Here is a 21,946-nt window from a genome sequence, read left to right on the forward strand (position 1 = left end):
TGCTTACATATGTGGGTATATAAATGGCGTTAGAAAAAAAGAGCAATCTTGAAGAAGCGAGAGAAATGCTTGAAAAGGCGCTGGCAGTTTATGGCCATGACGAGAAACTCGATAACAAACTTCAATTGCTACTCATAACCAAAGCCTTTGAAGTGCTAATTGAGTATGGATGGAAAGAGCTTAAGCGCCGAGTGGAAGATGAAGGTTTAGATGCCCCCTCGCCAAAAGCGGCAATTAGAGCTGCTGCAAGATTGTCTATGATATCCGAACCGGAAGTATGGATACGATGTCTTAATGCGCGAAACGATAGCGTTCACAATTATTACGCCCTTCCGGAGAAGGACTTTACGATGTTGTGTTATGAGCTGCTTAAAGCGGCTGCCGAAATCGTTCCGCCTAAAGTGAGGTGAGATTTGTTTGGTTATATTTGGTAAGAGCCAGAGAGAATGGCATAGGTTCCCTCGCGGAGCACTTTGCGCTGTGGCCCTTTTGTTCACCGTTTTCCAGGAAATGCAGGACATTCTCAAAATCGTTTGCTTGCGTATTAGAAGCAAGTGTCTGTTCAGGCGAAAGCGAAAAGCCATCTCTGGAAAATACATACCCAATCGATCCTTGCGGTATGGTTACTAACGGCACTTTATGAATGCGATAAATGAAGGGAAACATGAGGTGCCAGCCGCCGCGGAGGATCCATGGCTGATAACCGGCCTCACCGCCACGTGCGATAATTCCCTGAGAAATAGAGCCTCTTGGACTAAAAAGCTTTTCTACTATGCCAACACGGTTGTTAGGAATATGGCGACAACTTGATTCCACATGGTCTAAGAAGTAATCGCTTACAAATTAGGTAACTGCTTTTGCAGCAAACATTTCGCTATTGAACCTAGCCCGAGGTGAGAGTCCAAGAAAATCGTTGACATTTTGGAGTCTGGCAAGAATACTCAATGACTGAGTAAAAATACTCAAGCACTGAGTAGTAGCAGTAACTATTTGATATTGCCAGGAAAAAATGATTAAACGAGCCGTCATTGATAAGATTTTAAGCGATATTCGCGGCGATAAACCGCTAATTCGCGCCATTATCGGGCCGCGACAGGTAGGAAAGACTACTGCGGCAAGACAGATAGTCGAGGCATTGGAATGGCCTCATATTTATGAGTCTGCCGACTCGCCCCTGCCACATAAGGCAGAGTGGATAACGATGCATTGGCATAGGGCACGAAAGTTAGCAGCGGTAAAACCTGCATTGTTAATTCTCGATGAGATTCAAAAAATTGCCAATTGGAGTGAGGAAGTAAAGCGCTTATGGGATGAGGATCGCAACGCCAAACTTCCTCTAACTGTGCTCGTGCTAGGTTCATCTGCTTTACTGCTTGCTTATGGCCTTACGGAGAGTCTTGCCGGACGCTTTTTTAGCTATCACTTTACGCATTGGACCTGGAGTGAAATGAAAAGTGCGTTTGGCTGGTCGCTTGATAAGTGGCTTTATTTTGGAGGTTATCCGGGGGCGGCAGATTTTTGCGATGACGAAGATAAATGGAAGCATTACGTAAATGATTCATTAATTGAAACAGTCCTTGCGCGCGATGTCCTTCAGCTACAAAGGATTAACAAGCCCGCTTTATTGCGCCAGCTATTCGGCTTATCTACAACCTGCCATGCTCGCATCATTTCTTACAACAAAATGCTAGGCCAGCTTCAAGACGCTGGAAATACGACTACTCTAGCGGAATATCTAAGACTTCTTGCAAGTTCTTATCTAGTAGTAGGCTTAGAACTCTTTTCAAAGGGGGTAGCGCGCAAGCGGGCAAGTAGTCCAAAAATAATTTTGCTAAACAATGCCTTAATTAGCGCCCCTTCAGTCGAAACATTTAAGCAAGTGTTGCAGTTCCCCGACAAATGGGGCTGGTTAATCGAAAATGCCGTCGGAGCGCATTTTTATAACTCGCTTTCCAAAACCTCCTGGCACATAAGCTATTGGCGAAAGGGCGATAAAGAAGTTGATTTTGTCGTTCAGGGTGGCGATAAGATTTTTGGGATAGAGGTAAAAAGCGGGCGCCTGCGAAAGACAAGCGGCTTAGAAGCATTTAAACAGCAATACCCCCAAGCAAAAACATTACTTGTTGGAACAACTGGAATTCCTCTTGAGGAGTTTTTTTCTGCGCCGGCAATTGAGTGGCTAAGTTAAGTGGCAGAGTTGTAACTGTAGAACGTCGATCTTTTTTTTGGATCCTCGCCTCGGTTTATCCGACAGAACGATCCCCTATTAGGGCATCTTCATAACTTTGACTATATCTAAAGTGTCAGATGATGTCTTGGTTAGTTCGTTTTTTTACAGATCCTTCGGATCCATGCCAGGTAGATCAATTTTGGTATTTGCAAAGAAAGGATCTGCTTGAAGAATCTCTTTTAACTCTTCGGCGTGGAAAGCTCCTATCCAAACGACAACTGGCTTCTGTTCCTGACCGGCCTTTTTGCAAATCTCCTTTATATTATCTGCCAAGAACTGGTTTCGCCAATGAACGGCGACGTCAGCAAGAAACGTCATTCCGACCTGATTGTTTGCTGGATCACTAACAGTCTCGAAAAAAGAATCAAGGTTGGGAACTTTTTCTTGATGCTTGTATTTAGTTTCGGCCAACTGTCCCATTGCTCGTGCATACTCCTTAGCAATGGTTAAGAGCTCCCTACAGTCATCTATGTCTAGTTTTTTCACGACTTTTTGCACTGCTAGATTTTCCTGTTCCCAGCCACCGTAGGAGCCTTTAACTAGTGTATCAATTTCTCCCACAAGTTCTTTGGTCTTATCATGAAGAATGCAATTTCTATTGATTTTTCCCCACGCTTCTTTTGAGTACTCACTTTGCGTAAGGCCATGAAGAAAGAAAAAGCTTTTCGCTGCAAGTTCATTACGTAAATTTACGTCATTTTCCTTGCCTATAATATTGCTTAGTGCGGTATTAAGCCTTACAACATCAATTCCCGCTTTGGTCAAGTAATATGGAAATTCGCGTTCGACACCAAAAATTCGCATTTGATTTGGATCGTCAACATTAAAACGCTTCTTATAAGTGTCTATTAGATTGGGATCATCTATACCGTTTCCAAAAAGTAAGTTAAATATTTTACTTTTTGGAAACGGTATAACAGTGACGTGAGTTGTGAGCCATAAGGTTCAGGTGTTTTGCCCTGTTTTACATGTGCGTGATACTGCCATGATGTTATCGTTTATTTAGTTACAAGTGTCACAAGTAATTCCTCTAATAGCTGGAATTCTTGAACCACGTTTTCTGTTAAGCCCGGGAAAGTGAAGGCAATAATATATAGGCCAACGCCAATCGTTAAGGGTAGGCTTATTATGAAGATGTTTATTTGCGGTACGGCCTTGGTCAGTAAGCCCAGGACAAAGTTTGTTACTAGCAAAGTTACTAATATCGGCGCGCTCGTAATTACGGCAAGCTCAAACGTAGCTCGAAATCGGTCAATCAAGATGTCAGCCGTTGACATGTCAGTCGTAAAGGTACCAAGTCTCACGTTTCCGTCTATGCCTGCAAATGCGCGAATGACCGCGTGATGGCCATCGATCAATAAAAAGATTATTGTTCCTATTGTCATTTCGATTTTAGATAGTACCGATACCTGCTCTCCTAGCGAGTGATCGATCATATTGGCCTGACCGAGTCCGATGGCGCCATTCGTGACCTGTCCCGATACCGCTAGCCCACTCAAAATAAAAAGCGGTATGGCCCCCAATAAGTAACCCAGCATAAATTCTACTGTTACCATCAAGCCGCCATCAATTAAATTGCTTGGCATCGGTGCTCTGTCGCAGGCTAAGGCAATTGCGGCACTTAAAACTATTGCTACAGAGCCGCGAATCATGTCCGGAACTTCGCTCGTACCAATACCCGGAAGCACCCAAAGTAACGCACTAGCGCGCACTAGAAGCAAAAACCACGTCCAGAGAATAGAGAGATCTAATGAATCACTTAAGAGTTCTGTCACTTTAATGCTATGTCGTAACTTGAGGAATTTGGTTTAATGCAAAGGTAGCAAAATATGCCATCTTCGAAATCATCCATGAGCCAAAAAAGAACAAGGCTGCCACAGTTGCAAGAATTTTCGGAATAAAGGCCAGCGCAGAATCGTTAATTTGTGTCGCAGCTTGCACTATGCTGATACTTACCCCGGCAACTAACCCCAGCAACAATACAGGAGCGGATACAACGATGGCTGTTTGAATTCCAAAGCTCGAAATGCGAATGAAGTCCTCTATGTCCATAGATATATATCCCTACAAGTGATAACTGCTGATTAAATTGCCAATAATGAGATGCCAGCCGTCGATTACGACAAAGAGCATGAGTTTTATCGGTAGCGATATTATAGTTGGCGGCAACGTAATCATACTCATCGATGTGAGAATCGAGGAGATGATCATGTCGAGAATTAGAAATGGAAGAAAGATCAAAAACCCAATTTGAAACGCCGAGTTAAGCTCGCTTAAAACGAAGGCTGGTATGACAACCGATGGGCCCAGTTGCTGCGGCGACTCTGGCAAGGTCGTGCGCGTGACTTCCACAAACAGTTCTAGATCCTGTTCGCGAGTGTGCTTTAACATAAATGTCTTTAATGGCGTAAACGCATCGTGTAAGGCTTGCTTATGGTCTATTTTATCCTCAGTATAGGGAACCACGGCATCATCATAAATTGTAGTAAAAATTGGACCCATGATTGCAAACGTAAGAAAAAGCGCTAATCCAAGCAGAATCTGGTTAGGAGGTGTTTGAGCAGTTCCCATGGCTTGTCTAGTTAACGCTAAAACTATGGCAATGCGCGTAAAACACGTCATCGTCATCAAGAGAGATGGGATAAAGACTAACGCACTTAGGAGAAAGGAGAGTTTAAGACCAGAAAACACCTCGCTATTTGTTAAGTCTCCAGTGCTGCCAGCGTTAATGGAAATAAAAGGTACGGCTGATTCGGCATAGGCGCTAGGCGAATAGAGTAATATCAAAAATGCCGCGGGTGATGCCAATGTGAAGTAGTTTCTTGGCGACACGCTGTTACCCCTTGGCTTTGGAATTTGCAAGTTGGGCATTAGCGGGAGCGAAAGCACTGCTGTCTGTAATCAGGTCGTGTATCGTCTGAGAAAAAGTAGTTGTTTGGCTAAGATCGGCAATTAGATTGATGCTGTCTGCTGTGTTGCTTATTAAGTAGGATTGTCCCTTAACCTCAACTAAGAGCAATGCACTTCTTGGGCCTATGGGCATCCTGCAGGTGATGGCAATTTGAGATTCGCCTGATGTGCCACATTTTTTTCGTAGTCGAGAAAATGCTGTGGTTATTAGAGCCAAAACCGCTATGGCGTAGGCCAAGCCCTTGGCCACATTGCGCGCACTTTCGCCGATGGGAGTTAAATTGCTTCCCACCGCACTGTAGTCCGTGGTCTGTAAGGTCTTAACATGAGCATCGTCGTGCATCGCTAGTGAGGATTGTGATTGACTATCGGCCAGTGCTAGTTGCGGCAAAGCAAGATACATCGAGAGTATTATGACGAAACTGTACATGAGGGCACAATCGGCAAAGCTTCTTATGGCGACTAGTAATCGAATATTCACTTCTTTCTGCTCCATAAGACGAGTGTTTGAAAGTAAAAGCCTACCTCAACTCTTCAATGCGCTCTTGTTGAGAGATAATATCCGTTACGCGAACGCCAAACTTCTCATTTACTATTACCGCTTCGCCGCGTGCTATGAGGCGATTGTTGATGTATATGTCTAAAGGCTCGCCGGCAAGTTTTTCCAGCTCTATTACTGAACCTTGGCCAAGTTGCAAAAGGTCTTGAATAGTCATGCGGCAGCGGCCAACCTCGACTGACACTTGAAGTGTTACGTCAAGTATGAAGTCCATATTGCGAGATGTTGGGCCCGCCGCCTTTGTCGCCCGATAAACCCCTTCGGCGGCGTCCACCACATCTTCAACAATGCTTTCTGTATCGTCGCTCATTGCTCATTCCCTCGCGCTGTTAACACAATCTCCTACATCGCAATCTCGTCGTTTGCGGCACCACTTACGCGCACTGCTCGACTTCCGCGATAGGTGCCGACATAACCCTTATACTTTAGAATGCCTTCCACTTTTATGAGAGCCTCATCGGTGGGATTGCTAGAAAGCGGAATTATGTCGCCAACCTTAAGGGCTACTAGATCCTTAGCCTTCATCTCGCCGTGGCAGAGTTCTACGCTTAAGTGTGTTTCAGAGGCGCGAAGATTGCGCTCCATCCTGCGATATAGACTTGTGTCTACCTCTAGGCGGGTGCTCTGAAAGCCGGTTGAAAGCTTTTGCCTAAGAGGCTCGATAGTAGAATAGGGTGTGCAAAAGGTAATTGATGTGCTTTCCTGCTCAAGTTCGACTTCAATGGTCACGATAATTACGACGTCGGTAGGAGGCACTATGGCTATTGCCAAAGGATTAAACTCGGAGCGCACATATATAAAATCTACTGGGTGAATAGGCGCCCAGGCGTCCTTTAGAATTTCAAGTGCCATCATCACGACTTTGCCGATCAGCCGCGTTTCTATCGAAGTGTATTCTCGGCCTTCTATCTTAACTTTACCCGCGCCTGTTCCGCCAAAAAGGCTGTCCACTATGCCAAACACTAGAGGGGTCGATACTACTAAGAGCGCATAGCCCTGTAGTGGCGGCATGCGGTAAATGTGCAAACTCGATGGGAGAGGAAGCTTTTTCATGAAGAGGCCGAATTTTACAATTTCAATTCCGCCAACATTGATAAAGCAGGAGCGGCCTAAAAATTTGGAGAGACCGGTGCGAAAAGCGCGCGCGAAGCGGTCGTGAATTAGTTCCATGGTGGGCATTCGCCCACGAATGATCCTCTCTTGGCTCGCAAGATCGTAATGGCGCGCTCCACTCTGATCTTTTGACTCTGCTGCCGTGTCCTCGGGTTCTATCTCTCCGTCTGATAGACCGCGTAGAAGCGCATTAATTTCGTCCTGACTTAAAACCTGGTTCATAAGATAACCTAGTTATTCAAATAACCCGTCAACTGCTCGCCAACAAGGGTAATGCCTTTTCCTCAACTGCCCGTAGGGCTAGCTCGCGCTACTGAATAATAAACTCAGTAAAATATATCTGTAGCACCTCTTCGCCACCGATTGTTTCATTTACGACATCCTTAATGTCATTCCTAAGCTGCTCTTTTCCTTCGGCTGTTAAGATCTCTGTAGCGGTTTTGCTACTCATGACTTTAATAATGGCGTCGCGAAGTTTCGGGACGTCGTTATCGAGAGTCGGAGGAAGTTCTGGTTCCACAAACTCAAGTTGAATAGACGCCTTTAAAAAACTCCCCTTCACGCCCAAGTTCACTATAAAAACCTCTAAAGGAAAAACTGCGCCTGGTAGCTCCTCTAAGCCTTCCTCCCCCTCTTCTTCTTCCTCCTCCCCGTCTTCGCCCGCCTCGTGCTTTGATCCACTTAATGCGAAAAACGCGCCAGCTCCGGCTATGGCTAGCAATAATAGTACTGCTAGTATGATTATAATGAGCTTTTTGCTGCCACCTTTAGCTGGGGCAGCGTCAGTCTTTTCTTGTGCCTCTTTTTCTTCTGCAGACATGGTACCTTTGATATTGTTATTGCCGGTGTAAACTGCCTTTGAGTCTCAAACTCAGTGAAGCAACTAAGTCGTTAATAATCAAGGCAAATTTAGCGTGCATGATTGAAACTACCTTTATCAATTTGAAATTTTCTCTTTTTTCTTTCCATCCTGTTCAGTTGGAGCGACGTATATTTCGACTCTTCTATTTTGATGACGGTATTGTGCTAAGTTGTCATCAATAAGTGGCTTAGTATCGGCATAGCCAACTGCGGAAATAAGATTTGGATCTATGCCAGCGTCAATCATTTGTCGCACCACTGCAATAGCTCTGGCAGCAGATAGCTCCCAGTTTGAAGCAAAGCGCGAATTGTTGATGGGCGTGCTATCGGTATGACCGTTGACGCTAATGCTCACCTTTTTGCCGCTTAGTGCTCTGCTAATGGCAATTACTGCTTCTTTTGCGGAAAATGACAACTCATCGCTAGCCATTGGGAACGTGCTAGCTCCAAGTAGTAAGAGGCTGCCATTATCGCTAGTGGAACGAAGATAAATATCGTTTGCGAATTTTAAATTGTTGCCGGCGGCTGACTTAGCGTTGGGCGCTCCCAAAGCACCTTGTAGTTTAGAGGCCACGCGTGCTGTTAGCTGAGTCTTTTCGTTCCTTGAACTTGGTATGGCCGCGTCGATCTTGTCCATGAGGTCATTTCCACCTTTGCCTATAGCTTCCTTAGCTTGCTCTAGTTGATGTTTGGAAAAATGTTTAAGTTTCAGAATGATTTGTTGGTTATCAATAGACGACATGGCATGGAGCATGACAAAAAAGGTAAGTAGAAGAGTGAGCAAATCCGAAAATGTTACCATCCAGGCACTAGGAGAGATGTGGTGAATTTCGAGCTCCTTAAGTGAAACAGATGCTTTTGCTTTTTGAGTGCCGATGCGTGTTCCGACATGAGTGAGTGCCATAGGAGAAACCATGTGGCTTTTACTCCTGTATGATGAGAACTACTCGACGGTTTTTTGCACGTCCTTCCTCGGTAGTGTTATCCGCGATTGGTTGATATTGGGCTCTTCCACTAGCGGTCAGTTTGTCTGCTGGCACACCTTTATCGATAAAAAATCTAAGCACTGAGACAGCTCTAGCGATAGAGAGTTCCCAGTTGGATTTAAATCGTGGGGAGGAAATGGGGCGATCGTCGGTGTGTCCTTCGATTTGTAGGCGCAGCCTCTGTTGTCGTACGTTTCTTGCTATAGTTTCAAGTGTTGGAATGAACTGAGCGTTCATTTGCTCATCGCCGCTGTTAAATAGAGCTTCTCCCGCGATGCTAATTACAAATCGATCATCGAAGCGCAATACTTCTGCATCAAGTGCCTCAGCGGTATCGGCTATAGTGCTATAGCGAGTGGAAAAATTCAGTTGAGGGAAGCCAATGGCCAGCTCTGGAATGGGAATGTCATAGTGTTTAGTTTGTTCGGACGAGAAAGGTAAATGTGAGTCGTGGGAAGTAGAAAATTGATTAGAGAGCGACTTCAACAATTGTTTTTTGCGCACTAAATCGGGTACGGCAATTGAGGTTAGAAAAATAAAAAAGCACAGCAAGATAGTTGTGAGGCTCGTAAAGGGAACAGTAAAGTGATCTTCTTCAGTCATTTGAAACGTGCCTTAGTCGTAATCTGAGCTTCGTTCTTCTGGAGGTAAGAAGCTTAGTAAGCGCTGTTCTATAATTCGCGGATGAAGTCCCTCGCTTATGCAAACCAAACCTTCGATCGTCATTTCCTTAATGAGCATTTCCTTTTTGCTTTTCGCTCGCAGCTTACCTGCTAATGGCAAAAAGACGATATTCGCAGCCATTGCACCATAAAAAGTTGTGAGCAGCGCCACTGCCATTGCTGGGCCAATTTGCGAGGGATCGTCTAAGTGAGAGAGCATTTGCACTAGCCCAATAAGGGTTCCAATCAGACCCATGGCTGGCGAAATAGTGCCCATTGTCTGAAAGAGTTGCGAGCCATGTCGATGTCGATCATCTAAAAAGGTGAGTTCTATTTCGAGCGTTCGACGAATTTCTTCTGCCTTGTTATTGTCGGCGAGCAACCCCATGGCCTTTTGCATAAATGGATCTGCTTCCTTAAACATCTCGTCTTCAATAGCTAGGGCACCGTCTGCCCTTACTCTTCGCGCCATATCGACGAGTTTTTTTAGGCGGTGAATGCCCGAAGCCCTTTCGTAAACCAAGGCAGTTTTTAAGAGAGTGAGCGTTTTTAGAAAATCCCCTAGAGGAAAGTTAATTAGCGTTACTCCAATGGTTCCACCGCCGACGATTAATATGCTGTTAAGATCGAAAAACGATCTGCCGCCACCACCTAGGGCAATGGCAAGAACCACTAGACCAAAGGCAGCGCCGACGCCAAATAAAGTAGCGTGATCCAGCTGTCTAGTTATTAGATCACTGCGCAAGTATATTGGTCTTTCTTCCACGTCGAGTTTTTTCCAAGCAAGCCGCTGCCAGTTAGCGAGCAATTGTTTTATTAATTCATTACTTAGGATGCAGATTCGAAGTGACGGTATCGCTGCTTGAGCACTGCTCGCAGTACTAAGGGGCCAATTTAAATTAATAAGCTCACTAAAATACTTAGGCTATCGAATAGGAAATGGTATATCATTACAAAAATTAATCGCTCGCCACTCGCAATGTAGGCGATCCCAAAGCCGATTCCCAAGCCAAGCATTGCTATCGTAGGAATTATGCCCCACGTTGGATAGTGAGCTAATCCAAACAGCATGGCACTAAGAGTGACAGCCATTAAATCATTAGTCGATTGTTTAGCAAAAAAGTTGGCTCGCCTGATTACGCTGATTAATAGACCGCGAAAGATTGTCTCCTCGGTGATAGCCACCCAAGCGGCGATTAGCACAACTATGATGACAGACGACAGTAAGGCCCATATGCTGAGCGGTGCATCACTTGCCAGTGGCGATGCAGCAGCCGTTACGAGCTCTCGTCTCTGAGTCAGGAGTTCAGGCGCAAAAACCATTAGTAGAACGGCTGGGATACAGCCGGCAGCTACGGCTGTATGCGTTAGACTTAGGAGCTCTTTGTAGTTTTTTGTGCTGGCTAAGTGGGATAGTTTGTAACGCCACTTAAGCCATATTGCCATGACAGCGCATGTTCCAAAGGCAATGGTTGGTAAATGCATAGCAGTCTTACGTGTGTTGTAAGTATCTAGAAACACGAAAATTATTGGGATAGTTGAAATCAAGACGGCGTTAATTATAGCGGAAATCCCAAGTCTCTGGTCGAAGTCTTGGCGAGATTGGTTTTTTAACTCGCCAAAAAGCGCTTTCCAGCGATCGAGTGCAATAAACCTAAGAATGACAGCAGTATTTTTGTCTCTATAATTCATTGATATATTTGCTGTTCTTGTGAGAGATTTATGGACGTATCGAAAAACACCTCGCACACAGTATATTGATGAGACGCTGGAGGATTAAGGATTATTAAAATGAGAAAATTCGATGTTTACGGAGTAGGTAATGCAATAATGGATCTTCAGTTAAGAGTTTCGGATGAAGATCTTGATCGATTTAAGCTGGTTAAGGGCGGCATGAAGCTTGTGGAGGTAAGTGAGCAGCAAGATATTATAGAGTATTTTTATGCGCATGATGTTAATCAAGCTAGTGGTGGCTCGGCTGCAAACACGGCTATTGCTATAGCGCAGCTTGGAGGCAGGGTGGGGTATGGTTGCATGGTTGGCGACGATGGTTTTGGAAAGTTTTATCAAGGTGAAATGGCAAATTTGGGAGTTTCCCTGCACGTAAAACCTCGAGAACGAGAAAGCACTGGAACATGTGTGATTTTGATTACTCCAGATGCGGAGAGAACCATGAATACTCATCTAGGGGCCAGTAGTAATTTTGGACCAGAGCACGTAAGTGAGGAGCATATAGCGGATGCTCGGTGGCTATATGTCGAGGGATATTTGTTTTCATCCGAAAAGGGCCAGCAAGTGGTTTCTAAAGCCATTAAAGCGGCAAAGCGTAGCCAAACGCGCATCGCTGTTTCGTTTGCAGATGGTTTTATCGTCGATGCCTTTAGGGAGCCGCTTTCTGCGGCGGTTGCTCAAGCTGATCTAATTTTTGCCAATCGCAATGAGGCGGCTGCCTTCGCTAGAGAAGATGATGAGATTCGCAGTTTTGCAGCGTTAAAATCAGCTTGCCCCAATGTCGCAATGACGTTACACGAGAGAGGAGCACGGGTATTTTATGCGGGCGAGGAGTTTTTTATTCCTGCTGTTAAGACTAATGCTATAGACACAACCGGTGCAGGTGACATGTTTGCAGGTGGTTTTCTTTACGGACTCACGCGAGGTTGGAAGGCAGACAAGGCTGCTGAATTAGCGTGTTTTTTGGCCAGCAAGGTAGTAAGTCAAATTGGTCCACGGTTAAATTGCGATGTTAAAAAATTGATGGAGATGACAGCGCTCTCCTAAGAGTGCATCTAAAGTTCGTTAGCTCGTTTATATCATTTAAAAAAGGATTTTTGTAAACGGTATAAACAGCAAGTGCGTAAGCACTTGCCAATAAACAACAAATACCGTTTCCAAAAAGTAAAATATTTAACTTACTTTTTGGAAACGGTTTAAACTGGTAAGCGATGATAGAAAAACTTTTTTTCCACACGTTGCGAGGGGTCTTGATTTTTCAGTGTGCGTTGCTAGGTGATTGCTTGGCACAGTCTGCTGAAATAAATGTTCATGATATAGTTGAGACTCCTGATGCCAATAGTGTCGCCGATTTGGCGGAGAACAAAAAGCACGACGAACTCGTGAGTGGATTAATCGATCGGCTTATGGTCGAAAATGACGATAAGGCTGTCGAGGTCGGGCTTGCATTAAAGAGTCATGCAAAAAAAAGCGATTTGCCCAAGTTAGTTAAAGCGCTTGAAGGTGGTGGAAGCTTAGAGGCAAAGGTTACGCTGGTTGAAATTCTCGGTCAACTTGCAGATGATCGTGCTGTGAAAGCGCTTCGCTTTGAAATTCAGCATGGCAAGTGGCCGGTGCGTTTGGCGGCAATTGATTCATTGGGTTATATTAAGCATGGACTTGTCGTCTCTATTCTATCGGATATTTTGAGCAATAGTTCTAACGACGAAGCAAAGCTACGAGCTGCGTCGGCCTTGGGGCGCATTGGTAATGGGCCAGCGAGGTATGCCCTGCAAACTATTTTGAAGAAGACGAAATCATTAGGTGCTCGTAGCGCTATCAAGTGGGCGTTAAAGCGATCTGGAAAGATGCCGGATACTGATCGCACGGATTCCGGCATCGCTCGTGGCAAGAAGGTTTTGGCGTATTATCGTGGGACTCCGTTTTTCTTTTACGTCCCGTATTATCGCTTTAAATATCAGCCGTCGCCGCGTCTATTAGTCTGCATACACGACTATGATCTGCAGATCGAGAATCTCTTCAATATGTGTCAAAAGGAAGCATTGGAACGTCGCATGGCGGTATTGGTGCCGTACTTCGATAACATGACGTATCCAGAATATTCTAATTTTAACTATCGCGGGGAGCGCACGGACAAGCGTTTGTTTGAGATAATCGAACACCTAAAGACCGATATTGAGCTAGAAACGAGGGAGATTTTTTTCTTTGGTTACGGTGGAGGTGGCGATTTTGCTCAAAGGATAGTGATGGCATATCCGGATCGCGTTGCGCGCGCGGCTTATAGTCTTACATCATTTACGCAAGCTGATCCGAACCTTCCTTATCCGCAGGGAGTCAAAAACAACTTGTATGCACCGGATGTTAATATAGATGTAGAGCGCTTCGTGAAGTCGGATGTTTCCATTTACGTTAAACCGGATATCATGAGCACGCGGCAGGCGCGAAGATTTTTTTATTTGCTAGACGAGTATTCCGCAAGGCGCGGCATCACTAAGCGTTTCTTGGTTAAAGAAATAGGGCAGGGAGACGATGTTCAATCGACTTTTGACATGAGTAAGGCCTACCTATTTGCCAAAATTGCCGCGGAGAAGCCGACATATCTCACGCCGATGGAGTAATTGGAGAGTATTGTGAAGGAAAGCTTTAGGTGCAGAGTTCGAACAGATTTGGATCATCGAATGCTAAAAAGTGCGTAGGCTCCTTTTGCGGGTACTTCTCATCGCTCCAGGGGCGACTATTATTTCTAATCTGCCTCTCTACCTTGCCAGCTATGTTGTTTGCATTTTATGTGGCAAAGAGCGAGCGCAGCAATGCTCTTGCGCGCACGCAGCGAGATGCGTTTCACCTAATGAGTTTAGCAAGTCGGGAACATGCTCATCAGATTCGTGGCGCTAGGGAGTTGCTTCTTTGGTTAGGGAAAAAACTAGCTAGCGAAGGACGCGAGTCTCCGATTATCGCCGATCCAGACCTCCTTAAAGCCCTGCTCGCCGGACATCCGCAGCTTGCCAATATTGGCGTTTTGTCGGCAAATGGAGAGGTGCTTCAGAGCGCATATCCTATGGCGAGCGATCAGAGTTGGCAGAACAATCCCGCTTATGGCGCGGCTATGTATTCAGAGGACGTGGTGGTTGGAACGTATCTGATTTCGCCAATTTTTGGACGCCCAACGTTAAACCATGCCTATGCTGTTCGCGATGTGAAAGGAAAGATATTTGCGGTGCTTTTTACAGGTCTCAACTTGAATTGGTTATCGGAGATCGAAACTGAGCACATACTGCCAGATGGCTTTTCTTTGATTGTTACAGATCGACGCGGTCAAGTGGTAGCCTATGGTTCCCAAACCAACTTGCCGCCTGTAAATGTCCACGACATGAGCATTCCTAATATTGCCGGACTTGCTGCGTCGCATGGCGGTCAGATGATTGAAATACAACCGGGCATTAGGCGTTATTTTATGGCCGCCGCTCTTGCTGGGGCGCCAGGAGTATATGTTGCAGTGAGCTTGCCATACGACCGGGTAGTAAATCAGATTAATACGATTTTTTATCGGACGCTTATGGGTCTATCGTTTCTCACATTATTTACTATAATTGCCGTCTTTCTTGCTGCTGAGTTTGGAATTCTAAGAGGTCTTCGCTCGCTTACGCGCGCTGTCGAGCGATTGGGAGAGGGCGATCTTTCGGTACGGGTGAAAACGCCAAGAGGACAGAATGAATTTACAACACTTGCAAGGACTTTTAATGAGTTAGCGGATTCTCTGGCAGCTCAACACAGCGAAACGATGAAGGCGCAAACAAGATTGAGGGCGCTGTCTCATCGGCTACAAATGACGAGGGAGGCAGAGGCGGCACGAATTTCGCGCGAGTTGCACGACGAGATTGGCCAGACGCTAACCGCACTAAAAATTGATCTAACGCGATTGCAGTTGTGTTGTGAGTCACATGCCGAAATGCCTCCTTGTGCAGTGGCACTTAAAACGGGTGTGCAAGCGATGACCGAGCAGATTAACAATTCTATAGATTTTGTTAGAAAAATCTCATCCAGACTGCGTCCAAGCGTGTTGGACAAAATGGGGTTAAACGCAGCTATAGAATGGCAAGCCCGCGAAATAGAAAAACGAACTGCGCTCGTTGTGCAAGTAGATCTCGAAAGCATTGATCTCGCTGAGGCAGAATTTGTATCAATAACGCTCTTTCGCATCCTGCAAGAGGCGCTTACCAACGTAGTGCGCCACGCCGATGCAAGTATTGTCGAGGTTAGTTTGACGCAGACAGAGAAGGAGGTATGTCTTAGGATAAAAGACGACGGCAGGGGAGTTGCTCCTAAGATGCTTAAAAGCGCAAAGTCGCTTGGTATCGAAGGCATGCGCGAACGAGCATTGCTGATAGGCGGCCACCTGTCGATTGAAAGCGCAGCGGAGCAAGGAACTATTCTATCGGTAACTGTTCCTAATGAAAGTATTCAGGAGGCTAAAGATGCGCATCCTATTGGCTGACGATCATGCAATTGTGCGATCTGGGTTGTGTCGTATTATTACCGATGCGTTTCCGGATGCCAGTGTAGATGAGGTCGGGTCTGATCGGGAATTATTGAGCAAGATTGGTCAAGCATCATGGTCTTTGCTCATTTTGGATGTGGCGTTGGGAAATCGCAATAGTCTTGAATTACTCTCGGAAATAAAGGTGCTTCACCCAAACCTGCCAATTATTGTACTAAGCATGTATGATGAAAAACAATTTGTCATTCGCGCATTGCGCGAGGGTGCGTCTGCCTATCTCACTAAGGATCGCGCGCCGGAAGAACTCTTGTGCGCTATTGGCAGCGTTCTTAAGGGGAAGCGATATTTGGGCGAAAATACTGCCCAGCAATTAGCCGATCACATGGCCCTTGTAGGGACTCAATCTAGCGATTTGCATGAAATGTTATCTGCCCGCGAATACGAAGTGTTTCTCGGTATTGCTTCGGGAAAATCAGTATCCGAGGTTGCAACCGAGCTAGGTTTAAGCGTTAAGACTGTAAGCACCTATCGCACACGGATTCTTCAAAAAATGGGTATGAGTTCCAACGCTGAAATAATGCGCTACGCACTAAGAAGTGGATTGGTTCAGTAAAGTCCACTGATAGGCTAATCGTCGTTCTACGCTTATCCGTTCATGTAGGACAAAGACCGACAGCGCGCTTCTAAAGGTCTTATTACATTTTCCACGAGATGCGGATACCGCGCTAAAGGTGTATTCGTGTATTCTAGTACTTGTGGCTACTAATGAATTTGACTCACATGCAGATCTCGGCGCAGATAGTCTCTCGACTGTGAATGTCATTGGTTATTCGGGACATTTGCGAGCCGAGTCAGCGATTGCCAAGCATATTAAAAAGCATCTTGCGATGATGCATCCAGCATACTTTGCTTTGGTGATGGCAACTGGCATCGTTGCGATTGCCTGTAATCTGTTTGGCCTCATTGCATTTTCGATAGTGCTATCCTGGATTAACCTAATTGCCTATCCCCTACTATGGGCATTATTTATCGCACGTATCGTTATGTTTGGCGATCGCGTCGTGTCGGATTTTGGCGACCACGGGCGTGCCCCTGGATATTTTACAGTTGTGGCCGCTACTGGCGTATTGGGTATTCAAGCGGCGATGTTGCACAATAGCCTTTTGGTAGCGCAGAGCCTGTGGTGGGTTTGCATTTCGTTGTGGGTTATTTGCACATACACTGTGTTTGCCATGCTTACTGTAAAGGCAAAGAAGCCGCCTTTGCAGAAGGGCATTAACGGAGGCTGGCTTGTAGCCGTGGTTGCAACTCAATCTGTCTGTGTGTTGGGTTGCGTGTTAGATGGTAACATTTTAGTCGATAACAACCGAGACAGTGCGCTCTTTGTGCTTATGTGTTTCTGGCTCGGAGGCGGCATGCTTTATCTGTGGATTATTGGGCTGATTTTTTACCGCTACATGTTCTTTCGCTTTTTGCCAAACGATCTCATGCCGCCTTATTGGATCAACATGGGAGCGGTTGCCATTTCAACGCTTGCCGGTCTCAGACTGCTAACTGCGATTGAGACATCTAACATGCTTATGCAGCTTTCGCCGTTTGTCTTGGGGCTTAGCGTCATGTACTGGGCAACGGCAACTTGGTGGATACCTATGCTTCTGGTTCTCGGTGTTTGGAGACATCACAAGTGCGGGATTAGGATTTTTTATGATCCGCTTTATTGGGGCCTGGTGTTCCCGCTTGGGATGTATGCTACGTGCACCTTTCAACTAGCCAATGTAATGCATTTGCCACTCCTCTTGTGGATCGCTCGTGGATTTGTCATTGCGGCAACTATTGCTTGGTTTTTGACGTTTCTTGGCCTTGGTCAACGCTTGCTATACGCGGGTTTGCTCGGGTGTCGTAGTGGTAGAAAGCGATCGAGCATTGATGAGGTAGTAAATGATTTTCATGTTCAACCTAGTATGTATAACTTAACAGAAGGAAGTATATTAAAATGAATAAGAAACAAGCACACTCGAATATCGTTTGGTCCGATGCGCCGCTTTTGGGCGCAGCGCATGAGGCAACAACCGTATCGGCTAGGGAGCGCTATGCGATAGCCGAAAATAAGATGAAACGTGGAAAACACCTCGTGGTAGCCGGATTTGTAGTAGCAGTTATAGGTATTTTCGTTTACTGCGTCTCCTGCCTGAGCGCGAACGTAAATCAGAATCTAGAAACTAATTTGTTGGAAAGGCCAATAATGCTCGTTGAGCCAGCGCTTGGCATTATTGCTATTGGAACGCTCCTCTGGCTAATAGGTTCGTTTATTTACCTAAGCGGCGGCATGGATAGCGATCCGGAGAATCCAGATCTGTATTTCTAGGGGCAAAAGTAGCAGAAAGTTAGACAGTTTGGCGAAACCCTATTCTTGACGCTAGTCGGAAAAAAGCGTTAAAATTCTGACTATGATTCAGAGAGGATGTAACCTGTCGAAAACAAATAGCTTTTTCCTGTTCGGCGCACGTGGGACAGGGAAGGCTACGCTCTTAGCGCAGAGTTTTTCAGCCCAAGATTCATTGCATGTCGATTTATTAGACTCAATAACGTACGACGATCTGCTGCTCGATAAATCGAGGTTTATTGCCTTGATCGATTCTGAGAAAAATATTCACAAGCGCGTAATTATTGATGAAGTGCAAAAACTGCCGGACTTATTAAATATAGCTCATTCTCAGATTCAAAAGCGCAAAAGGCAATTTATCCTAACTGGGTCTAGCAGTAGAAGGTTAAAGCAAAAGGGAACCAATCTTCTAGCTGGTCGTGCGTGGATATATAACCTCTTTCCGTTTTCCGTTTTGGAAATTGAAGCACAGTTTGATCTAAAGAAATGCTTAGAGGTTGGGGGCTTGCCAGAGCCATACTTAGCTGAGGATCGGCAATCTGCTATAGAATTTCTATCTGCTTATGTAGGGACTTATCTACAAAAGGAGATACAAGAAGAGCGGTGGGTAAGAAACATTGGCCCGTTTAGAAAATTTCTGGCGGTAGCGGCACAGATGAACGGTAAGATTGTAAATAAGTTAAGCATTGCTTCGGATATAGGCGTTGACGACGTTACAGTTGGCAATTATTTCGAGATTGTTGAGGATACTTTGATAGGGTTTTTTCTGCCTGCATATCATACTTCTGTAAGAAAAGCTCAAAAACTTTCCCCTAAATTTTATTTCATAGATACAGGTATAAAAAGAGCACTGGACAGGACTCTCTCGGTTAACCTAGAGCCGCAGACGAAGGCATGGGGAGATGCATTTGAGCATTTTATAATTTTGGAATTTAGAAAAAATATTAGCTATAAGCGCCTAAATTGGGAGATGTTTTACATCAGAACAAAAGAAGACGTTGAGATTGACCTAGTTATTGATAGACCGGGAGACAAGAATCTACTGATTGAAATTAAATCAAAAAACCGTGTCAGCGAAAGCGATGCCAAAGCACTTGAAACGCTGGGTAAGGATTTAGATAGTAGGGCAGAACGGCTGCTGATATCTAACGATCCCCTTGAACAGTGGTTCGGAAAAACGCGTGCTATCAATTGGAAAGCTGCAATTAAGGAGATTTTTTCATAAGCCGCGCGAGAGGGAGATTTAGAGTAAAGCCCGCATATTGAGTAAGTTGTCCGGCCAGCGCGAATTCTCTAAATTAGCGCTAGAGCAATTGATGCTCTACTAGGGTTTTGTACAATCCTTCGCGCGCTAAAAGGGTTTCGTGGGTGCCGGTTTGAACGATTTTTCCTTGTTTTAGGACTATTACTTTGTCTGCGTGCTGAACAGTGCTTAGGCGGTGAGCGATTACTAGAGTTGTGCGACCTTGCATTAGCCTTTCTAGGGCTTGTTGAATCAGCTTCTCATTTTCGCTGTCAAGCGAGCTTGTAGCCTCGTCTAAAATTAAAAAGCGCGGGTCTTTTATAATAGCTCTAGCAATTGCAATGCGCTGACGTTCGCCGCCACTAAGTTGAATTCCTTTGTCTCCCACAAGAGTGTCATAAGAGTTTGGTAGAGAAGTTACAAAATCGTGCAAGTTTGCCGTTTTTGCTGAGGCGATGACCTCTGCCAAGGAGGCAGTTGGATTGCCATAGCTAATGTTTTCTCCAATCGAGACTGAAAAGACATGCGGCGTTTGAGGAACTACCGACATGTGCCTTCTAAGGTTTGCCGGGTCTATTTTTGTTAGGTCTATGCCGGAGTATGTAATAGTTCCTTTTTGCGGATCGTAAAAGCGTTGAATTAAGGAAGCTATGGTGGATTTGCCGGAACCAGAAGGTCCCACTATTGCGACTGACTGGCCCTCCCGAATATCAAAGCTAATGTCGTCCAGCACCTTTGTTTCTGCTCGCGAGGGATACGAAAAAGACACGCATTCAAAAGTCACATCTTGCGATGCCTTGGTCGGAATGGAGATGGGATTACTAGGGGCTGTAATTGTGGGTTTTAGATCAATGATTTCAAAGATTCGCTCGCTAGCTCCAACCGCCTGCATAAATTCGTCCCAGGCCCCTGCAAGAAAGGCAAAAGAAATCGCCACAATGCCACAGTAGAGCAAAAAGGAAGTGAGCTCCCCGATCGTAAGTTCTTTTAAAAACACCAGCCTAACGCCATAACATAATGCAAAGGCGACAGAGGAATGTAGCAAAAATACCATAGAAGAGGTAAATAGCGATGCCACCTTGGTTCTTTCAAGGCCGGATTGAAGCGCAATGTCGATGGACTTGCCGTATCGCGTCGTTTCGGCGTCTTGTCCCATAAACATTTTTACGGTGCGGATGGCTGAAAATCTTTCCTCCGCAATTGTAGAGGCTTTGCCGAGTTCAGCTTGCATTCGCCTGGAGTGAGTTCGCAGTTTTTTTCCCCACATAATGCTAGCACCGACTAGCACAGGGATAAGAAGAATTATTATTGCCGTAAGCTTTGGACTAATTAGTAACATTAATGCCGTGCCACCTATTACTTGAATGACATATCTCAGTGCTACTGAAATGTTGGTCGTAACGGCTCTCTGTACTAGCTGCGCATCGGAAGAAAGCCTGCTAAGGAGATCTCCCACTTTAGAGTTGTCAAAAAAGCTAATGTCCTGATTAAGTATAGAAGAAAAGAGGGACTTTCTAAGTTCAGAGACAATGCGAAGTCCTGCTGCCTGAAAACAATAGTGCCTTACATAAAAACAAGTGGCTTGAATGGCAAACAGCGCGATTAGCATGCTAGTTACAGATGTCAGGTTGTTTGAAATACTTAGCCCAGACTTTTTGTTTAAAATATTTTCTATTAAGCGAGGAAGAAATAGGGTAATGCCAGTGCCAAGAGCAAGGCTTATTAACCCGATTAACAGAGTTTTCGTCTGCATGCGCGCAAGTGCAATAACTCGCGGAGCAATGTGGGCAAGCGATTTGTCGATATTTATCGCCTTTGTCGGGCGTTCTGTTGAATTAAACATGCTAGTACATTTAGCCATGAACTGGCATGTTGTAAACCTTTTCCAAAAAGTAAGGCAATCTTAAGTCGAACATTAGACTCTTTTTATAGAGCCAAGGAAACGCGCGAATTTGAGTAAATGTTGCGATAGCTTTTTTAAGAAAGAATTTGACTTAGGTTTATTTTGCTTTCTGCTATTTGCTTTTGGCGTTTCATCGTAGGGTATCATGCGCGTAGGAACTTTGTAACCTCTAGCTTGCTCTGGGGAAAAAATGCGCGAAAGAGATTTAATGCTATTTGGTAAAACTGAAAAGATTCCTTGGGCAAGATTGTCAATCGATATATGCATTTTATCTCGTGATTCATTACCAGCCGTCAAATTGCTAGTAAAGTTATTTGTTCGCACGTGAGTTAGCAATAGCTCGCTTAGGTGTGCACTATCGAGAGGAAAAAAGCTAGTTGAAGACGAGTTGCGAGAACTAATGTTCCAGCTTCGCTCTACTGGGCCTGTGTTTACTAGCAGTTGCTCTAGGGATGGAAATTTAGCAATTTGTGGCAGCAGTTTACTTAAATTATCTATTAGCGTTTCTGCCGCTCTTGAAAACCAACCCTCGCCGTTAAGGTTTGAACTGGCTACTGATAGGTTATTTAGTGTAAGCAGTCGATGAGTTGCAGAAAAACCCATATTTGTCCGAGGAAAATTATCGGCTATCTGTCGCAACATTGAGTCGCCAGAGAGTATGGGAATCCCGCGCCTTAATACTTGGTGAATCATAATGTGCCAAAATAATTAATTATACCGTTTTCAAAAATGCTCTTTGGTATACCGTTTCCAAAAAGTAACTTAAATATTTTACTTTTTGGAAACGGTATTTGTTGTTTATTGGCAAGTGCTTACGCACTTGCTGTTTATACCATTTACAAAAATCATTTTTGTAAATGGTATAAA

At 44.9% G+C, this 21,946-nt stretch carries 24 protein-coding genes; 9 read left to right on the plus strand and 15 right to left on the minus strand.

Annotated elements, in window-relative coordinates:
* The first annotated feature begins 23 nt into the window (after positions 1 to 23).
* Entirely contained in the window at positions 24 to 410 is a 387-nt protein-coding gene (locus IT291_02770) for a nucleotidyltransferase substrate binding protein (GenBank protein ID MCC6220143.1), read from the plus strand.
* On the opposite strand, the gene IT291_02775 is transcribed toward IT291_02770, so the two are convergent.
* Positions 397 to 816 carry a hypothetical protein gene (locus IT291_02775; GenBank protein MCC6220144.1) on the minus strand — a complete coding sequence of 140 codons (420 nt, stop codon included), beginning with the start codon at positions 814 to 816 and terminating at the stop codon, positions 397 to 399. The genes IT291_02770 and IT291_02775 overlap by 14 nt on opposite strands.
* A gap of 193 nt (positions 817 to 1,009) precedes the next feature.
* Here IT291_02775 and IT291_02780 point away from each other — a divergent pair, with 193 nt between their 5' ends.
* Positions 1,010 to 2,188, plus strand: coding sequence for an ATP-binding protein (locus tag IT291_02780; GenBank protein ID MCC6220145.1), 1,179 nt, complete (start codon positions 1,010 to 1,012; stop codon positions 2,186 to 2,188).
* Between the two features lie 144 nt (positions 2,189 to 2,332).
* Here IT291_02780 and IT291_02785 read toward each other — a convergent pair whose 3' ends face one another.
* From IT291_02785 to IT291_02840, 12 genes are all read right to left on the minus strand, one after another.
* Positions 2,333 to 3,034 (minus strand): hypothetical protein, encoded by a 702-nt coding sequence (locus IT291_02785; GenBank protein ID MCC6220146.1) that lies wholly within the window; start codon positions 3,032 to 3,034, stop codon positions 2,333 to 2,335.
* Between the two features lie 194 nt (positions 3,035 to 3,228).
* A complete protein-coding gene (locus tag IT291_02790) occupies positions 3,229 to 4,005 on the minus strand; it encodes a flagellar biosynthetic protein FliR (protein MCC6220147.1) in 777 nt (258 codons plus the stop codon).
* A 7-nt stretch (positions 4,006 to 4,012) separates the two neighbouring features.
* Complete coding sequence (locus IT291_02795; GenBank protein ID MCC6220148.1) at positions 4,013 to 4,282, minus strand: flagellar biosynthetic protein FliQ; 270 nt, start codon at positions 4,280 to 4,282, stop codon at positions 4,013 to 4,015.
* 12 nt (positions 4,283 to 4,294) lie between these two features.
* A complete protein-coding gene (gene fliP, locus IT291_02800; GenBank protein ID MCC6220149.1) occupies positions 4,295 to 5,101 on the minus strand; it encodes a flagellar type III secretion system pore protein FliP in 807 nt (268 codons plus the stop codon).
* Complete coding sequence (locus IT291_02805) at positions 5,067 to 5,621, minus strand: flagellar biosynthetic protein FliO (GenBank protein MCC6220150.1); 555 nt, start codon at positions 5,619 to 5,621, stop codon at positions 5,067 to 5,069. Before IT291_02805 ends, fliP begins: the two co-directional genes overlap by 35 nt.
* 40 nt (positions 5,622 to 5,661) lie before the next feature.
* Positions 5,662 to 6,009 (minus strand): flagellar motor switch protein FliN, encoded by a 348-nt coding sequence (gene fliN, locus IT291_02810; protein ID MCC6220151.1) that lies wholly within the window; start codon positions 6,007 to 6,009, stop codon positions 5,662 to 5,664.
* Between the two features lie 32 nt (positions 6,010 to 6,041).
* Positions 6,042 to 7,034 (minus strand): flagellar motor switch protein FliM, encoded by a 993-nt coding sequence (gene fliM / locus IT291_02815; GenBank protein MCC6220152.1) that lies wholly within the window; start codon positions 7,032 to 7,034, stop codon positions 6,042 to 6,044.
* Positions 7,035 to 7,122: 88 nt separating this feature from the next.
* Positions 7,123 to 7,632, minus strand: coding sequence for a flagellar basal body-associated FliL family protein (locus IT291_02820; protein MCC6220153.1), 510 nt, complete (start codon positions 7,630 to 7,632; stop codon positions 7,123 to 7,125).
* A 117-nt stretch (positions 7,633 to 7,749) separates the two neighbouring features.
* The gene (locus tag IT291_02825; GenBank protein ID MCC6220154.1) at positions 7,750 to 8,589 is read right to left on the minus strand and encodes a flagellar motor protein MotB; all 840 of its coding nucleotides are present in this window, start codon (positions 8,587 to 8,589) and stop codon (positions 7,750 to 7,752) included.
* Between the two features lie 7 nt (positions 8,590 to 8,596).
* Positions 8,597 to 9,262, minus strand: coding sequence for a flagellar motor protein MotB (locus IT291_02830; protein MCC6220155.1), 666 nt, complete (start codon positions 9,260 to 9,262; stop codon positions 8,597 to 8,599).
* 12 nt (positions 9,263 to 9,274) lie between these two features.
* On the minus strand, positions 9,275 to 10,087 hold the full coding sequence (locus IT291_02835) for a motility protein A (GenBank protein MCC6220156.1): 813 nt from the start codon (positions 10,085 to 10,087) through the stop codon (positions 9,275 to 9,277).
* A gap of 128 nt (positions 10,088 to 10,215) precedes the next feature.
* Positions 10,216 to 11,013 (minus strand): CPBP family intramembrane metalloprotease, encoded by a 798-nt coding sequence (locus IT291_02840; protein MCC6220157.1) that lies wholly within the window; start codon positions 11,011 to 11,013, stop codon positions 10,216 to 10,218.
* Between the two features lie 99 nt (positions 11,014 to 11,112).
* Between IT291_02840 and IT291_02845 the strand changes: the two genes are divergently transcribed.
* The 7 genes from IT291_02845 to IT291_02875 all read left to right on the plus strand — a co-directional run bounded on the left by IT291_02845 (position 11,113) and on the right by IT291_02875 (position 19,158).
* Entirely contained in the window at positions 11,113 to 12,099 is a 987-nt protein-coding gene (locus tag IT291_02845) for an adenosine kinase (protein MCC6220158.1), read from the plus strand.
* A 164-nt stretch (positions 12,100 to 12,263) separates the two neighbouring features.
* Positions 12,264 to 13,670 (plus strand): HEAT repeat domain-containing protein, encoded by a 1,407-nt coding sequence (locus IT291_02850; protein ID MCC6220159.1) that lies wholly within the window; start codon positions 12,264 to 12,266, stop codon positions 13,668 to 13,670.
* Positions 13,671 to 13,822: 152 nt separating this feature from the next.
* On the plus strand, positions 13,823 to 15,547 hold the full coding sequence (locus tag IT291_02855; protein ID MCC6220160.1) for a HAMP domain-containing protein: 1,725 nt from the start codon (positions 13,823 to 13,825) through the stop codon (positions 15,545 to 15,547).
* A complete protein-coding gene (locus IT291_02860; GenBank protein MCC6220161.1) occupies positions 15,528 to 16,163 on the plus strand; it encodes a response regulator transcription factor in 636 nt (211 codons plus the stop codon). Before IT291_02855 ends, IT291_02860 begins: the two co-directional genes overlap by 20 nt.
* Before the next feature lie 274 nt (positions 16,164 to 16,437).
* Positions 16,438 to 17,547, plus strand: coding sequence for a tellurite resistance/C4-dicarboxylate transporter family protein (locus IT291_02865; GenBank protein ID MCC6220162.1), 1,110 nt, complete (start codon positions 16,438 to 16,440; stop codon positions 17,545 to 17,547).
* Complete coding sequence (locus IT291_02870; protein ID MCC6220163.1) at positions 17,544 to 17,915, plus strand: hypothetical protein; 372 nt, start codon at positions 17,544 to 17,546, stop codon at positions 17,913 to 17,915. The genes IT291_02865 and IT291_02870 overlap by 4 nt, the downstream gene beginning before the upstream one ends.
* Positions 17,916 to 17,997: 82 nt before the next feature.
* Complete coding sequence (locus tag IT291_02875) at positions 17,998 to 19,158, plus strand: ATP-binding protein (protein ID MCC6220164.1); 1,161 nt, start codon at positions 17,998 to 18,000, stop codon at positions 19,156 to 19,158.
* A 79-nt stretch (positions 19,159 to 19,237) separates the two neighbouring features.
* Here IT291_02875 and IT291_02880 read toward each other — a convergent pair whose 3' ends face one another.
* Positions 19,238 to 21,019, minus strand: coding sequence for an ATP-binding cassette domain-containing protein (locus IT291_02880; GenBank protein MCC6220165.1), 1,782 nt, complete (start codon positions 21,017 to 21,019; stop codon positions 19,238 to 19,240).
* Positions 21,020 to 21,091: 72 nt separating this feature from the next.
* Positions 21,092 to 21,772, minus strand: a complete 681-nt coding sequence (locus IT291_02885; protein ID MCC6220166.1) for a hypothetical protein — start codon at positions 21,770 to 21,772, stop codon at positions 21,092 to 21,094.
* Between the last annotated feature and the right edge of the window lie 174 nt (positions 21,773 to 21,946).

Source organism: Deltaproteobacteria bacterium, from assembly GCA_020845775.1.
In the GTDB taxonomy this organism is placed as follows: domain Bacteria; phylum Bdellovibrionota_C; class UBA2361; order SZUA-149; family JADLFC01; genus JADLFC01.